At 36.0% G+C, this 16,770-nt stretch carries 15 protein-coding genes and 1 pseudogene; 8 read left to right on the top strand and 8 right to left on the bottom strand.

Going from position 1 to position 16,770, the window contains the following annotated elements; genetic code table 11:
• Positions 1-102 precede the first annotated feature (102 nt).
• The 4 genes and pseudogenes from GQR93_RS04045 to GQR93_RS15690 all read left to right on the top strand — a co-directional run bounded on the left by GQR93_RS04045 (position 103) and on the right by GQR93_RS15690 (position 4,522).
• The gene (locus GQR93_RS04045) at positions 103-3,075 is read left to right on the top strand and encodes an SIR2 family protein (protein WP_003552522.1); all 2,973 of its coding nucleotides are present in this window, start codon (positions 103-105) and stop codon (positions 3,073-3,075) included.
• Positions 3,076-3,536: 461 nt separating this feature from the next.
• Entirely contained in the window at positions 3,537-4,148 is a 612-nt protein-coding gene (locus tag GQR93_RS04040; protein ID WP_003552521.1) for an IS66 family transposase, read from the top strand.
• A gap of 98 nt (positions 4,149-4,246) precedes the next feature.
• Positions 4,247-4,360: pseudogene (locus GQR93_RS15695) on the top strand (IS66 family transposase); the annotation flags it as partial.
• 27 nt (positions 4,361-4,387) lie between these two features.
• The gene (locus tag GQR93_RS15690) at positions 4,388-4,522 is read left to right on the top strand and encodes a transposase domain-containing protein (RefSeq protein WP_438861238.1); all 135 of its coding nucleotides are present in this window, start codon (positions 4,388-4,390) and stop codon (positions 4,520-4,522) included.
• 139 nt (positions 4,523-4,661) lie between these two features.
• Here GQR93_RS15690 and GQR93_RS04030 read toward each other — a convergent pair whose 3' ends face one another.
• Together GQR93_RS04030 and GQR93_RS04025 are read right to left on the bottom strand one after the other, a co-directional pair.
• On the bottom strand, positions 4,662-7,286 hold the full coding sequence (locus GQR93_RS04030) for a DEAD/DEAH box helicase (protein ID WP_003552518.1): 2,625 nt from the start codon (positions 7,284-7,286) through the stop codon (positions 4,662-4,664).
• Positions 7,287-7,299: 13 nt separating this feature from the next.
• A complete protein-coding gene (locus GQR93_RS04025) occupies positions 7,300-9,213 on the bottom strand; it encodes a site-specific DNA-methyltransferase (protein ID WP_159298700.1) in 1,914 nt (637 codons plus the stop codon).
• An 854-nt stretch (positions 9,214-10,067) separates the two neighbouring features.
• On the opposite strand from GQR93_RS04025, the gene GQR93_RS04020 reads away from it, so the two are divergent.
• From GQR93_RS04020 to GQR93_RS15565, 4 genes are all read left to right on the top strand, one after another.
• Entirely contained in the window at positions 10,068-11,120 is a 1,053-nt protein-coding gene (locus tag GQR93_RS04020; protein WP_003552515.1) for an LLM class flavin-dependent oxidoreductase, read from the top strand.
• Positions 11,120-11,803 (top strand): NADPH-dependent F420 reductase, encoded by a 684-nt coding sequence (locus GQR93_RS04015; RefSeq protein WP_003552514.1) that lies wholly within the window; start codon positions 11,120-11,122, stop codon positions 11,801-11,803. The genes GQR93_RS04020 and GQR93_RS04015 overlap by 1 nt, the downstream gene beginning before the upstream one ends.
• A gap of 383 nt (positions 11,804-12,186) precedes the next feature.
• On the top strand, positions 12,187-12,363 hold the full coding sequence (locus GQR93_RS15260; protein ID WP_003552512.1) for a hypothetical protein: 177 nt from the start codon (positions 12,187-12,189) through the stop codon (positions 12,361-12,363).
• Between the two features lie 4 nt (positions 12,364-12,367).
• Positions 12,368-12,490, top strand: a complete 123-nt coding sequence (locus GQR93_RS15565) for a hypothetical protein (RefSeq protein ID WP_003552510.1) — start codon at positions 12,368-12,370, stop codon at positions 12,488-12,490.
• A gap of 252 nt (positions 12,491-12,742) precedes the next feature.
• Here GQR93_RS15565 and GQR93_RS04010 read toward each other — a convergent pair whose 3' ends face one another.
• The 6 genes from GQR93_RS04010 to GQR93_RS03985 all read right to left on the bottom strand — a co-directional run bounded on the left by GQR93_RS04010 (position 12,743) and on the right by GQR93_RS03985 (position 16,423).
• Entirely contained in the window at positions 12,743-13,099 is a 357-nt protein-coding gene (locus GQR93_RS04010) for a hypothetical protein (RefSeq protein ID WP_035444363.1), read from the bottom strand.
• A 471-nt stretch (positions 13,100-13,570) separates the two neighbouring features.
• Positions 13,571-13,873 (bottom strand): hypothetical protein, encoded by a 303-nt coding sequence (locus GQR93_RS04005; RefSeq protein WP_003552493.1) that lies wholly within the window; start codon positions 13,871-13,873, stop codon positions 13,571-13,573.
• 331 nt (positions 13,874-14,204) lie between these two features.
• Positions 14,205-14,444, bottom strand: coding sequence for a hypothetical protein (locus GQR93_RS04000; protein ID WP_003552490.1), 240 nt, complete (start codon positions 14,442-14,444; stop codon positions 14,205-14,207).
• A 66-nt stretch (positions 14,445-14,510) separates the two neighbouring features.
• Positions 14,511-14,954 carry a hypothetical protein gene (locus GQR93_RS03995; protein WP_147605469.1) on the bottom strand — a complete coding sequence of 148 codons (444 nt, stop codon included), beginning with the start codon at positions 14,952-14,954 and terminating at the stop codon, positions 14,511-14,513.
• Positions 14,944-15,447, bottom strand: a complete 504-nt coding sequence (locus GQR93_RS03990) for a hypothetical protein (RefSeq protein WP_003552486.1) — start codon at positions 15,445-15,447, stop codon at positions 14,944-14,946. Before GQR93_RS03990 ends, GQR93_RS03995 begins: the two co-directional genes overlap by 11 nt.
• A 58-nt stretch (positions 15,448-15,505) precedes the next feature.
• Entirely contained in the window at positions 15,506-16,423 is a 918-nt protein-coding gene (locus GQR93_RS03985; protein WP_003552483.1) for a hypothetical protein, read from the bottom strand.
• Positions 16,424-16,770: the final 347 nt, after the last annotated feature.

The raw sequence follows: 16,770 nt of genomic DNA, 5'->3' as shown, positions 1-16,770 counted from the left end.
ATTGTAGGTTTATCATCAATGCAGAAAAAGAAGCGACGATGTATAATCATACCTGTAGGCTTTTGCCATAAACAATGAATAAAGATGATTTAAGGGAGAAAAATGGAATCTAAATTATCAACAATCTTGTCACAACTTATTAAAGCCTCAGACGATTCTAAATTGATCATTTTTGTTGGAGCTGGTGTCTCGCAAAATTCGGGATTACCATCTTGGTCAAAGCTTGTAAATGCGATGGCAAAAGCTCTGAACATTCAATCCAGCCACGAATTTACTAATGATGAACTATTAAAAATACCAGAAATGATGTTTCAGAAAGATCGCAATAAATACTTCAATATCATTAGAAAAACAATGCAAAAACAAAGTTCTGGAAATACACTAGATGACATGATTGTTCGGCTAAGTCCTGATCACATTATTACCACCAACTACGATACACTTCTCGAAAGATCTGCTAGTCTTAATGCTCGGATATTCCAATATGTAACTATTTTTGACGACTCATCTTTCTTGCTTCGAGGCAATTCTGGTTCTCATTTCATATTAAAAATGCACGGTGACATTACTCAAAAGAATTTAGAAAAAACTATCGTATTAAAAGAATCCGATTATTTAAACTATGACCACTCTCACATTCTAATCTCAACTTTTATCAAAGCATTACTTGCAACACATACTTTTATTTTTGTTGGGTATTCAATGTCGGATAATAACCTTCGTTTAATAATTAACTGGATAAACCACCTAAGACGGCAACTTACTTATAATAATACTCAAACTCATATTCCAAATAATGTTTTACTATATTCAAGTTCAAGAAGCCAAAATTATTCTTACACACAGCTTCAAAATTATTATAAAGCAAGCAATATTGATCTAATTGATCTTGATACCTTACCTCCTGAGGTAATGAGATACGATAACGAAAATAGTTTAACAGACAAAACGGCAAAGTCAGATTATGCAATTTTAAACGCAATTGCTCATTGGTTTCCATATTTTAACAACAATTATTTAGAGATGTTAGATCAGCTTCCATACACTTCTTTTGAGGATTTCCGGCCTGTTATAACACACGACATCGAACTGTCATCAAACGGAAAGTTTACAGACTCATCTCTAAACTATTACGGATCAACTGTTATTATGAGTCAGAATTCTTTTAAAAGAATTAAAGATATTCAGAAAAATACACCTTTAGTTGACTCCATCTTATCTAAGTCCTCTATCGCTAAAATAGTTGTTTTAAACTCAAATTTGTCTAAATACCATTTAATTTCAGTTCCAAGAGAAAAGTCCAATACAGTATTTTCATTAACGAAATCAAATCAATTTTATAAACTATTTGAGCAAGCGTCTTCCAGACTTACTAGTTCATCAATAGAGTCGCAGTTTCAATATGCTTATATAAATTATCTCTTCTTCCCTAAAAAATCTATTAAGATACTCTCAAATATCTCAATAGATGGGACAAAAAACTACCTATATTCGTTAATAAAAAAATTAAATCTTGCGTTTACAGATACTGAAATTAATCCAATAGGCATCATCAGCAAAATATTTAATGAGCAAACTCCTTTACAACAACTGCAATCGCATACTTTAAGAGAAATTTTTCTCGGTGATACTGAATCTTTTTACGCAAACAATGTAAGCTTACGAAAACTTATCGATGAGCAAAAGAGATTTTATACAAGAGACTTTTTTTCTGCTAATTTAATTGATGCGTTGGGTAATAGTATAAAAAAGTATGGAAGACTAATAGAAACACAATTTTTCGTATATGACATGTATAACTACATTCATAAAAACTACTTATTTGTTGACTTTTTCTACACAAGTTGGAATAGCATTTTCAACGCATACTGCAGTATGATCATTACTACTTATGTTAGTGGTAAAAATAAGATTAATCCTAAAATAAATACACAACGAAACTATCCACTAAACAGCGTGGATGTCGACATTATTGTAAAACTTACTTCCACAGACTTTTTAAAGGGACAATTAGAAAATCAACATATTTATGATCTAATTTACAACAATGAAAAGGAATTTTGTCAAAATTTCGTGAATTTGTGTGATTCGTATAAAAGAATTGATAAGAGACTGCACTTGTTTAACAAGAAGCGCATCCACCCAGCCAGAAATAAATTTGAAAAATGGGTAGAAAATTACCTATTACTTATAAGATATTCAAAACTTTCTTCTTCAAGCCTTACACGATGTTTAAAAGCTGTATTTTCATTAACCGAACAAGTCAAAGTTGACTTAGTTATTTTAGAAAAAATTTCAAAAATTATTGTGGATTATTCATTTAAGGTGAAGGATCAACCAATCACTGATCTAGAAGTCTTTTTGATTCGTTATCTTAGTAACCCCACAAATTTCAGCAGATTAAACACACCTCTAGGAAATCTTTCTGGCTTAAGTTTCTGGACAGAAAGGGTACTTTCATGTAATAAACTAGATAAACAACTAATTCGCAAAAACATTGTTTCAAATAGCCATCCCGACTATATGATTTTCTTCATTTCCTCTTTCAAAAAGGAAGAGTTCCCTCGACGAAATGCTTATAAGGTTATAAATTACTGTTTAAAGTGGCATCCCCAACTCCCAATTCAACTATTTGAAAATGGATATCTTTTACAATCGCGGGAATATTATTTTCATCACCTTATTAAACAAGTTGATAAACACCGAGTTCCAAAAGGTCGTATACAAATTGGAGGTCTTGAAAATCAATTAATTGATTCCTTACTTTTGTTCCTAACAACTAATTATAGATATCGCAGAAAAACTCTTATTTCAATTCTAAACATTTCACCACTATTTCAATTTGTATACTCTCCAAAAGATTTTAATTATGATCTAATCGATGTCACCAATGAACGTTGGCAAATTTTACTAATTGGAACCTTAAAGGATGGAAAAAATCGATTTACAAAATATTTCCGAAAAGGCTTGACAAAGGAACAAATTATTCCTATCCAAAAACAGTTCATTGCTCGAAACAACAATATAAACCTCACTAGGACATTTAGTTTTCTTGAACAGATATTATCTAGGTAAGATCACAGATATCCAGTAAGCGACCGTTGTTGATAAAATGATAGGCGGTGGACTTCCTCACTTTTTGAAGAGGCCCACCGCTTATTATTAGGAAACCGATTTGTAACATAAGCCCCCAACATTAGACCGTCTATAAATTGTTAGCGCGTTGCGCTATCCTTACCTCATCCATAAAAAAGTGGTGATGTATTTTTATGGATGAAAACGAAATTGTTCAAGTCAAATTAGGTCGACGGAGTTCAGGGTAGAAGTTGCCCGCTAGCAAGGCGTTTCAAATTCGAATCTGTAATCAATAGAACGGGGCTGTGACATAAGTCCGCAAAGAGGTTCATCATATTCCAGCTCGTTTGTGTGTCGAAGAAGTCTAGGAACAAACTTACAAGCGTCCAATCTGTGAACGTTTAGACGGGAAAAGTCATTTCAAACAAGCCAGAGCGCTTCGCGGATTATTTCCCCATAGTGTGGTTTCATTGTCGCTGCTAACCAGTATCCTTTATCAAAAGTACGTCTTGGGAACGCCCATTTATCGGCAAATGAGAGATTGGCATCGCCTGGGATCAAATGCCCAGGATACGACTTTCAATAATTGGGTTATTCAAGGAACCGTGCCAGTTGAATCACTTTATCGGCTGATTCACGAACACTTAACCGGTCAATATTATTTACAAGGTGATGAGACCCCCCATTCGGTCTTGCGTGAACCCGGTAAAAAAGCGACTTCCAAATCATACATGTGGGTAGCTCGGAGTGTTAAAAGGAGTGATGAGCCGATTGTATTTTATGCTTATAGCGACAGTCGTTCAGGCAAGTTTGCCCAAAGACTATATGCCAACTTTACCAGGACTCTTCAGTGCGATGGTTATGCTGGGTACAATCTCCTTGGAACCCAGGTGGTTCGCGTGGGATGCTGGTCACATGTACGCCGTAAATTTTATGATGCGGCTCAAGGTAACAGAAACAACGGTAATGAGTGTTCCGTTGAAACTGTTGGACGAAATGTTTGCGTTGGAACGTCAATGGCAGAACTTTTCTCCTCGCGTGCGGTGACGCCGTCGTTGGGCCAAATTAAATAAGCTGGTAAAGCGTTTTTGGCACTGGATTGATACGATTCACCGTTTTACCAAAAGCGCGGTTAGGGAAAGCCGTTCAATATGCCTGAAATCAGCGAGCCGCTTTAAATCGGATTCTAAATACCGAGGCAATCGACTGGAGCAACAACGCCGCCGAACGAGCTATGAAGAACATCGTCATTGGTCGTAAAAACTGGCTATTCAGTACTAGTCCCCAAAGGGCACGAGCCAACGCAATTTGGATGACTTTGATTGAAAGTGCGAAAGCCTGTGGCCTAGATCCACAAAAATATCTGCAAACTTTACTAACTGAGTTACCACAACTGCCGGTCTTTGCCAAAAAGGAAGTTCTGGAAGCCTATTTACCATGGAATTAAAACCAAATATCTCAACAACCTAAATTAGTTGCTTAAATAACGGTCAATTCTTGGGTGCTTCCCTAACGTTCAGAATATACGTAAAGCATTCCTAATAACACTAACTCAAAAACACTTACCTTGAATTTAGCAGTCAAAATCATAATTTAGATAAGATATCTTTGAATTTAGTGAAATTAACCGTTTCCTTTTCCTGCAAATGTTGAAAAACTAAAAAATACCGAAAATCATGGATACCAGCTAATGATTGCCACTGCGAACCAAGTCTTGCTCTTTCAATACCATTATCACGAAGATCGTCGCCCTTAGTCTCGATTATTAAGACTTTTCCAGTTAACGTTTTGGCTATAAAATCCGGCCAATGGTTAAAGGGACCATTCATGCAGAAACCATATTTTGATCGAGCTGGATTGCGGTGCCACCAAAGAATATTCTTCGATTCTGACAACATATCCATCATCTTTCGCTCAAAACCATTTCCCCGTTGCTCAGCTGAATATAAAGTTTTCTCCAAAGAGTCGATAGAGTTAGTCAATAACATTTCATTAGGAAAATGATAAGTTGGCTCAACACTAATTGAATCGATTTCAAGCCTCTCATTGAATTCTTTTTGCTCCTCTTTATTTATGAGATCAAAAATTTTCGCTTTAACTTTTTCTGCAAAAAATAACGGTTTTTTAATAATAGTCTCTTTTTGTGACGCACTTAAGGAATTAACAACCCGGTTTACATAACTGCAGACTGACCTGTGGTCAACAAAGTTAATGCTATCTGCTCTATGTATAGCTATTTCGATCGCCTGTCTTAAAGGTGCTTTATCATAGATGATTTTTTCAATTCCAGAGAAATTACCAGTTATACGCCCCTGCTTAACCTTATTTTGGGAATTAACATCAATTTTTGCCATCTCCGGCAATGTTTCTGTTAAATTGATATTGAGATCAGACTTACTAAGATCAAAATTTATCGTTAGGTCGGAGAAAGTTAGGAGTCTTGAAGAAGTATCAGAAAAAATTGTTTTTTCACCTGGGATTGTAAACTGAGGCAACACAGTATTACTTGCATCTTCTATATACTGAGGTTGGATAGTAATTTTTGGTACCCGTTTAGAAAGATCATACGGAACAAAACCATCAGAAGATTGATTCAACCTATTGTATGTTTCTTTTTTATAAACCGTATTCATTTTTTTAGCTTGGTTAAGAAGCCTGTCCGTTTTAGTCTCCCTGTTCACCTCTTTATTTGGATTATGAGGCAGCCACGCCTTGACAGTGTCTGAATTTATTTCTTCTATTTGCAACTCTTTAGATACTGATTTTGTCTGAAAAGGGGTGGAATTAGTATCATTTTTGAATGGCACAGGACTGTCTATAGAAGGATACTGTGATATATTGTCGATAGCTCGATAATCTTCTGGGCTAAATCCCGCCTGATTAAGCCCCTTCACTATTCCGTCTAATGCATTTGCAAAATCATCAGAGGAAGTTAAAACATAAGACAAATTAAGTAATTCTTCTGACGACTCGCTAGCATATGGTAACCTTAAGACGCGCCCAAGTATTTGTTCAACATCTACCTTAGAACTCTTATTAGCAATAGTCGCAAGAATATAGGCAAACGGGCAATCCCACCCCTCTTTGAGAGCATTAACTGTGATTATATAACGAATAGGACACTCAGGGTTCATTAAATCAGTATCACCAATATCATCAACATTAGCAGTCTTAATTGCAATCTGTTCAGAAGGAATACCTACTTTAATAAGATCTTTTTTGATCCTATTAAAAGTAACTGCTCCATCTTTATTTTGAGGCTCAGCTTGGAATAATACAATTGGACGTATATAACGTTTTTTCTTAATCTTATTTGCTAAGCTTTCTAATTTATTTCGTATAGCAATAGCCGTTCCAATCACTTCACTTTTATCGTTTCGGTTATAGACAATAACAGGTAGCTTAACCATATGCTCTTTTTTTAAACTATAAGAATCTACAAAAGAGAGCACATTACTTGATTGTCGTGGCGTAGCTGTTAACTCTAAAATAAATGTAGGATTAATGTTCTTTAGCATATCAATGCTCAACTTAGATGTTGCATGATGGCTTTCATCAACAATTACAATCGGATCAAGTGATCGAATTACTTGAATTAAGGAAAGCTCGTCCGCATCATCTAACACATTTTGGTTTGTTAAACTGGATTTAAACGACAGTAAATTACCGTTTTCTTGATAAACAAGTCTAGAATCCTTATTGGAAGTTCTAAGTGAATTAAAGCTTAACACAAAAATTGATAGTTGATGTTCAATCGACGAATTTGTAAAATTTTGACCACCAAGTAGCTCATCTTTGCCGTAGATCTCAACCCTATGCGAAAAATCAGCATCAATACGCTTTCTATAAGGGTGAGTCGGATCAGATAACGCTTTAAAAGTTTGCTTTAAAATTGAATCTGAGGGAACTAACCAAACGACAGCCTTTTTGTCTGTATATGGCAAATAATCTGAAAGGAGCTTTAAAGCGCTAGCTGCAACAAAAGTTTTGCCTCCTCCTGTTGGAATTTTAACACAGAGTTGAGGGACCTTTTCGTTATCAATTTGATCATTGTAAGGATTAATTGGCCCATCGTCAGCTACCTTTAAACCCTTTATTTGCCAGAAGTGTGAATAAGCTGTCGAGGCATTGTAATCGGATGGCCCCGACCACTCCTCCAAGAACCGTGAGATATCGTCCAAAACGCCCTTTTGATATTCTTTCAATTCCATAATTCTAGCCCTCCTAAAATCGTTCAACGTCACGAGGAATTTTTTTAAATGTAATGTGCAAAGCTGATAACCTATCTTTTGATATAGTTAGTCGATCAGCATAAATGACATACATATCAGCATGGTATTTTATATGAGTCAAAAAGGATTCATTCAAAACAGTTATCCTGGTAGGATCATATAATAAATAATATGCTGTATCAGAAACTCGGCCAAGATAACCACTCTCGTCAAAGTGTTTATTAATTACACTAGCACTATTTCTCGTTTCTGAATACCAAATATAACTTGCTACAGTTGATGTTGGCACGTCAACGTTGAAATTTCCATACTCATCTAATAATGTATCTCCAATAGTGTAGTAAGAAAAACCACCACCAACTCCTGCAACCTGTTGCCCCTTCTGCTTAATCCCTTGTACTACGATGCTGTTATCATTCAATTTACATTGCACTTTATCAAAGCGACTTTGATTATTCTCCATAACTTCATGTGCGTTATCAAGAATCTGGGAACCCTTACGTAAATTTGAAAGATTTAATCTTTTAGCATAAAGTTGCACAACTTTTCTATAATGGGTAGTATAGCCTTTAATAACTTTTTTAACTCGTTCGGCCGTTACACTTTCAGCATAATCTTCCATTTCTATCAAAATGAAGCGGCGTTCACCTCCATCCCTTTTATTTAAATTCAAAACTGCCTCCGCGGTAGTACCAGATCCCGCAAATGAATCCAACACCACTGCGTTTTTGTTTTTTATTAAATCGATTAGATAGGATATCATATCTACGTTTTTTGGATTATCAAAATTACCTGTATCTAAAATACGCTTAAGTTCTTTTGTTCCTTCGGATGTATTATATCTAATAATACTAGGTACAGGGCCTTTATCAATTGATTCAAAGAACAACCTACCATCCTCTTCAAAAACTTCATTAGAAGGAACATAATGCTTAAAACAAACGGAATACGAACCCTTACGATTAGGTTTAAGATACAAATCCTCAATGTGTTGTTTTGCTTTATTTATATCCCAAGTCCAAGCGCCCAACTGACCACGAACACGTGGAGGCCTTATTATAACAGTATATCCTTGATCTTTAAGATTACTGTCGTTTTTATAAACAACAGCCTCATCATTAGCCGTTAAAGCAAGCTCTTGATCATAATCCATCACAGGAATAAATTCTTGAGTATCAGGGTTTAAATAAAATGAATAGCCTAAATTTTTACGTGCTCGGAGAGTCCCCCCCTCTCCTCGAGTAGTAATAGGATCACTCAAATAAAAGTATCGGTCCTGAATATCCTTCAAAATATGTCGACGCACTTTACGATCGGAAAATAAAACATGACCGTCCTGACCAGCGTCAATTTTTTTCCGATATGCGATTATATACTCGTGATTTTTTTGAACATTATGAGTATCATTCTTTGCGTTACCTTTATCTTGAATAATTGGTCCTAAAGCATTATCATGACCAAAAATCTCGTCGCAAATAGCTTTAAGATTTGAGAACTCATTATCATCAATAGAAATAAAAATTACGCCATTTGAAGATAATAGTCTAGCTAATAGTTTAAGACGCGGGTACATCATACAAAGCCACTTATCGTGGCGAGACAAATCCTCACCCTCTTTACCAACGACTTGACCTAACCACTTGCGGAATTTAGGATCATTAACATTATCATTGTAGACCCATTTTTCGTTCCCGGTATTATAAGGTGGGTCAATATAAATACAGTCTACCTTCCCCTCATATTGTGGCAACAAACTTTTTAGTGCTATTAAGTTGTCAGCATGAATGATCATACTCTTACTTTTATTATTAGCCCCAAAAGTATATTGAAGATCCAGTATATGGTATGGTACATTAAAATGATAATTAATCACTTTTGACTTACCATTCCAATTCAAAATTGGCATTTTAAAGTTCCCTCTCGCTAGTTATTTAAGATACTATTCATTATCTTACAATGCTTTTAACAATAATTATACAATATTAAAGGCAAAGGCTAAAGCACGTCATTTGAATGCCGAGAATTTCAATCCCACAAATGTTCACATCAACTGCCTCAGGCAATAAATCAAGCAGGCAAAGTAAAGTCTGATCCAAAATGAAGACGGCTATCAGTTGATTAATGACTCATTGGAATATTATCATAAGCTTCAACTGTAATTAATTAATCAACTCATTAACTAACGACTGCTGAATTAGCCTCAATTTTTTCTGCAGATATTATTTTTGCAAGCCAACAGATCAAAAAAAGGCTGTGTTATGTTTTCTATGAAAATGAAAAGCAGAAAAGTTGATCTAAATTCAACTATGTCGTTTTTTTAAAATGTTTTCTACAAATGAAATGCAGGAGAATATGTTGAAATGGTTAAATATAGTTTCTTTTCCTTGCATCAATTTTTCTGGGAAGCTTGTATCATCGGTATTTATGGAATTATTCAGCAGCCACTAACTAGGGCGTGTCTATCTATTCATGCATTTTGATAGTGCTATGTAAAAAAGCTAGCTGTAATAGATTATTTACATTTTCTAACCAATCAAAAATGTAAATTTCAAGGCTAATTATACAGCCAAACATGAATCCATAACAATAGCATAATCAAAAAATTACGTATCCAAGTTAGCTTTCAAATCTTGCTAAATCCTAGGACCATTCAGGCTTTACCGCTTTTATTTTTTTAACCACACCCTTCTCCTTGCTTTCCACCCCAATCTATAATATATTTATATCGAACTTACAAAAAGTAAGCAAAGGAGGAGCAACATGGTCAACGTTAATAACTTACAATTCGGAATCGAAACTTTCGGTGACATTGTTGCGGCTGAAGACGGTCACCTTTTAACAGCCGGTCAATCTATTCTCCAAATCGTTAAGGAAGGTGAATTAGCCGACAAATTGGGCATTGATGTTATTGGGGTCGGTGAACACCACCGTCCCGATTACAGTGTCTCCAGTCCTGAAGTCGTGCTGGGTGCCATTGCTTCGGTCACTAAAAACATTAAGCTTGCGACTGCCGTTACAGTATTAAGCTCTGACAATCCCGTTCGAGTCTATGAACGTTTTGCAACGCTTGAAGGTCTTTCGCAAGGACGGGCTCAAGTGATGCTTGGCCGTGGCTCCTTTACCGAATCATTTCCACTATTTGGATACGATCTAATCGATTATGATGATCTGTTCAATGAAAAACTGGATATGTTCACTCAACTTTTAAAAGAAAAGCCCATCACTTGGGACGGGAAATATACCCAATCGCTCAAAGATCAAGACGTTTATCCAAAGACAGATTACGATGGCTTGGAAACCTATATCGGTATCGGCGGTTCACCTGAATCCATTATCCGAGCTGCCAAAAACGGATATAGAGTTATTTTAGCCATTATTGGCGGTCAAGCTGATCGTTTCGCGCCCTATCTTGATTTATACAAGAAAGCCGCTGCTCAATACAACAAGCCGGTTTACCCGGTTGCCGTTCATTCCCATGGCTTTATTGCCGACGATGAGGATGAAGCCGTTGAAGTTGCCTGGAAGAATATCAAAGCAAACTTTGACCGCATTGGCTTGACTCGTGGCTGGGCACCGATGAGCCGCGAACAGTTCGACGGCGAAACCAAGTCGGGTTCATTTTACGTTGGCAATCCGGAACACGTTGCCCAACGAATTGCCCGCACCATTAAATTACTCAATCTTGGCCGTTTTGATCTCGTATACGGTGCCGGCAATCAAACTGCTGCCCAGCGTGAACGAATGATTGAACTTTATGCAACAAAAGTCATCCCACGCGTCAAAGAACTTTTGTCCCAGGAGGTAACCGCCTAATGACCGAAATTAAAACCGTCGGCATTCTCGGTGCCGGAAAGGTCGGAATTGTTTTAGCACAGTTGGCTTTGGCTGCCGGTTATAACGTCAGAATTTCCGGTTCGGGTTCCGTCCAAAAAATCGCCCTTACCATTGAAACTTTGGTGCCCGGTGCCATCGCGTCAACCAATCAGGGGGTTGTCAGTAAAAGTGACCTGATTATTCTGGCAATCCCGCTTAGTCGATATAAGAACATTCACGCAAAGTTGCTGAAAGGAAAGCTGGTCATCGATGCCATGAATTATTGGTGGGAAACCGACGGCATTCGAGAAGAAGTGTTGGATCCTTCATCGACTTCCAGCGAACAGGTTCAAAAATATTTCAGTAAAAGTACCATCGTCAAAACGTTTAATCACATGGGTTACCACAACCTTCAAGAAGAAGCTAAACCGGCGGGTGCCGAGAATCGAAAAGCGCTATTTGTAACCGGAGATAATCCGGAAGCCGTCGATCAAATCGCACGCTTTGTGGATACAATGGGCTTTGACACCGTTGTCCACTATCACCTCGCCGACGGTATCATGACCGAACCCGGCAGTCCCCTGTTCGGCGCAAGTCTGACCCGTTCAGATCTTAAAAACGTGATTGATCATTTTGATGAAACCGAGTTTGGCAAGAAAATTAAAAGCAATCAGGAAGCTTAATAAAGGGCATCGTTTCAAATAAAAACGGACTAGAAATTTTTTACAATTCTTCTAGTCCGTTTTTAGCTGAGCATTTGCTGCATTTCAAACTAAATTTCTCTTTAGTCTGCAACAACATTTTAGACGATTAAAAAAGTGTTGTGACCTCGTGTACCTCAGCTTATAATTGTTAATGCAACAAAGAAAAGCTTGAATGAACGGCTAAGCATTTCCATAAGAAACATCGGGATAGATGCCCTGAAAGCAGTCGTCACTGTCATCCGTTAATCTTATATTGTGCTCTTAATTAGTTTAAAAGCCATATAGAGGAATGCTTAGTTACTTTTTTAGTTCATTCATATTATTTTACATAAAATTAGTTAGAAAGATTGTGAGGCAGTTAAATGGTACTAAGTGAGGCACAAAAAAGAGCTAGTAAAAAGTATAAAGCCAAGCACCGTGACAGAGTTCGATACCTGAACAAACGGAGCGCGGCAAAAATGTTTATTACCACAGACGGAACAATTGAGGATGTCAAGACACTGCAAAAGTTAATTGAGAAACGATTAAAGGAGGGATAAGGCGATGAGACTATTTAAATCAAAGCACGTCACTGTATACATGCGTAAGGCAACTGCCAAGCAGAATATTATCGGAGTTGCCTCGATCATTATTTTAGGTTTAATTATTTGGGCTATAGTACGTTAAATGACGCAAAATCAGTAAACATAAAGCCAGCGATTTAAATTGTCCACAAAGTCGATACACTTAATCGACTAATGGCGGTGTTACTTTTCGGAGCACACTTGAGGCGGCTGATTACATTTTATGTAGTTGGTCGCCTTTTTAATAGATAAATTCCAAGCTTGACTTATTAAAGAATTCCTGACAGCTAAAACACCGCCCAATGATAATCCAACCAAATTTACTAATACACACATTTCTTCAACTATGCCCATCTTACCTAAAATAGGAATGCCAGAAAGAATCCATGGTTATCTTATGTGGTCCAAAATAATGTAGCAGAATAGTAAATCCACCAGAATGTGTGTAATGGAATTTATAGAAATGATTTCCTGCATATCTCCATTTGGTTATATGAGCAGCTTTTTCACCAGAATAACGAATATAGTGTCTATAAATGCCCACCCCTTGATGATGGTTCGCTGTGGCATACCAATACCCCTGTAGCTTGGTTGGAATTGCTGATGAATGCCAGGAGAATGCCTGTGCAGTATTTTGATTAATTGTTGACCCAATGGAAATCCCTAAGCTTGTTGATGCCAACAAAACAATTGCTGTTTTTTTAATATTCATATTTTTAAAACCCCCAGATAATTTTTGTTCTTTACATAGCTTTATCATCTAATATATCTCACAAGCGAATTCGGATCCCTCCATATACATGGAGAATACCCAAAATCACCTAATGCAGTTAAAATGTATTGGTTCAAGTTGGTTTCATAAGCCTGTATGGTTAATTTTTTCCAATTAGTCGCATTATCCTTGACGAAACTGTCGACCCATTGACGCACTTTGACAGTTTCAACTTTCAATAGATCGTTTTCATGGTAAGCAACGTTCGGATTGTCGAAACTGCGTTTCTTTTCGTACCGATGGTGAACTAAATCATAAAACGTCAGCCGATAGCTAAATTGAAACGTGTCTAACTTTTCTATTGCACTTCAAAACGATGGGATGTTTTGTAAAATAGTTTAATTTCATTATTCTTACCTCGTACATACGTTCTTTTAGAATGTAAACAAAATCCCTCATGGAAGGGGGAAATTAATCTCCTTTTGAATCGATTTTAATGAATCGTGATTTTACATTATCGTATAATGATTTAAATTGACTGAAGTGTGATCTAATTTGATAATGAAATAATTTGGGTTTTATTAAATACATATAGACAGCTATCCCGAAACCAACAATAATGATGTCGATTCCTGTGCCACTCATAATATAGTTTAAGAAATCCATGCCAACGATTGCTACAAACATTAGCAGAATTAGCCACCACCAACTAGTTACAAACCGTGAAAGGCCAAATAAAAAGAATAGCAGTGTGCTAATAATGATTATGGCCATGATAGAGACCTCCTTGATATCATTCTAGTCCATTGCCAAATCTTGGGTTAATAAAGGATCGGATTATTATATAACCATTTATTATACTAATTTGATTTAATAAAAAAAGCTAATGTACAATAAGGCAAGAAGATGGCATTATGAAATTGTCGAAAGCATCAGTCCATACATTAAAACATTGCATTACAATTTTTGATCAAGAAATAGGAATCTCCGTGTTTGCCGAGATTTATTATGTAAATTATGAAAGAGTTCACAGCGTTAGCAAAAGAGCAATCAGCAAATGCGTTTTACCTGTTAATAAAGGAAATTACGGAAAACCACAAGGGATTTAGACTGTTGTATGAAGATGGACAGTTATATCAACCGGTCCAATCTCAAAGCCATTAACTTCTTGATGCTGATCTGCCCACTGGCATAAAGTGCTTTGAGCTTCTTGATGGTTATCAAAATGTTGGGTGCTAAAGGAAAAGTGATCATCGTGATTGGTAAGAGCTTTCTTCAATAGCGAATCAAAATATTTGTAATCCTTGTCTTGAAGCATTTTTTCAAATCTTTCTTCCTCATTCATATTTATCACATTCTTTCAATTCCCGCTGAGTTCTTTTTTAAAAAAAGAAACCCAATCAGGGCCTAATTATAATTTGAAAATTACTTTAATAAGAAAACCAATAAGTGGAATGACAATGCTTGCACTTATAACTCCCATTATCCACCAGGTTATTTTTGATAAGCTTCCAATACTTGTTGCCAATGCGTTTATCTTTCCCGATAGGTCAGAATTACCATTGTCAATTTTTCCGATTAAGTTTGCTTGAATTGTATCTATTTTTCCAGATAACCCGATAATTTGCTTCGCTGTTTCGGTTTGAGCAAGTTTGATATCTTTTTGTAAAGATTCCACAGCATTGTCCAGTTCCCTATGAGTTACGTGATCATCCATATTTCCGCCACCTCCATCATCACCACCATTATAATCCAAGCCCCTGTTTTTAGGTAATGATGGAGTATTTAAATAATCATCTTCAAAATTTTTAGAGGGCATTGGGATAACTCTTGCTTTTTCGTTATTATTCATCATTTTTATCTCCATCATTTCCAAAATATTTAAATTTTCCAGGAACATTAGCAACTAACAGGCTTTCAGCTTCAACTGTTCGTTTTGTATCTATAAAGATTGCAATTTGAAAGTAATAGTTTCCATAAGATAAAGATTTAAAATTAAGAGATGGTTCTCGAAATGGATTAAGCCTTACAGTAAAAAGTGCCGGTTTTTTTAAAGAAGGATAAGCTGACAGAGCTGCGGATTTTACGTCCAGCGATTGGATGTGAGTTGGAATTTCTTTGATATCTTCAACAAAATTTTTAGGATTATCGGAGATAACTAAGCTTAATTGAATTAGTAATCTTGGAATTATTTCACGCCCGTTCAACATTTCACCTTTGTAGTAAGAAGTTAGAAGGCCATTGAGTTCAATGTATGGTTTTTCTTTTGTGATTTCTAAGGGAACGTAATCGGACAAAGATTCTCCGTTAATTGAAAAACCACTAATAAAGAAACTTTTGGGGAGCATAATTTGTACCTCCTTTATGATTTATAAAATAAAAATCCCTATTGGGGCAATTGCAACGTTAATCATTGTCTTGATACCATTTATCTTTATTCAAAGAGTAATGGTAGTAAATTTCGTTGCCAGTATTGGGATTGGTGTAATCCCAAATATTATTCGTTAGCACTTGATCACTACTTTTCAGTGCCACATCTTTTGTATCAGTTGGTTTAACAGATGAAATTACGAAAGTATCACCACTTAAACTTTGAGTATAGGTATTATAGGGAACAAGATCGTTCCCTGTATCAGCATATGCATAATATGTTTGGCCGTTGTATTGAACTAACGCCATCTTTTGAATTCCGTCATGTTTAAAACCACTAAGTATTAATGGAACTCCACCGGTTTCCAATTTAACAGCAAAAATATTGTTGTCATAATTATCCATTGTTGTTGTTAATCCTACGGGATCGGAACTATCCACCCAATCTCCTGTGTAAACCATATGACCTACGCAAGACTTAAGCGATTCAGGTGCGCTATGGTAATCCAATCCATAGACTTGAGTCTTTTTTGATTTAACTTTTTTGGTATGGTGAACTGATTTATACCAAACTTGAGAATAGCCCATCTCCAAATTGTTGATTAATTCCTTTTTACCATTCTTATATTTTAAATGCCAGCGTCTACTACTTTGATAACCATATTTTGCTAAAACATTAAATGTATAGTGAGATGAATCAACTTTAGCGAAGGCAAGTTTACGCCAACCATGCCAATTGCTTCTATAAAACGTTTTACCATTAAGGGAAACTGAATACGTATTTACTTTCATCATATCGCCATCGCTCGTGTGGTATGTGCCTCGCCAGCTTCGAGGCGTGTAAGAATGATAGTGCCTAACTGGAAAATAATTTGATGCATATACTTGCCCGATATTAAAACTAACAAAACCTAGAAAAGCTACTCCAGTTAATAATAATTTACTAACTCGCATTATTAGGATCTCCCCAGATTGATTTCAGCTTTTATTGTCGTCAGTTCGCTGGACAAAATATCGTTTTGCTTTTTCATTAATGGCTTTTAGAAGTTCATTATTTTGTTTCTAAAGTGTAACGCTTTGCTTAATTAATAATCCAATTTGTTCGATTAAAGCATCAAAATCTGTTACCAAAGTATTTTGAAACTCATCCCCGTTAAAAAACGCCGAGGATTAAAAAAAAACTGATCATCAGGCATTTTTTAATCCATGATATTTTTTACAAGCTGATAAGATTCAGATTTTAAATCATCTAAGCCGTGTTTGCTTAAGAAGCGCTTAACTTTTTAATCTCTTTTTTGTTC

This window comes from Lentilactobacillus hilgardii (genome assembly GCF_009832765.1).
GTDB lineage: Bacteria > Bacillota > Bacilli > Lactobacillales > Lactobacillaceae > Lentilactobacillus > Lentilactobacillus hilgardii.
This window is presented reverse-complemented; position numbering and strand designations above follow the sequence as displayed.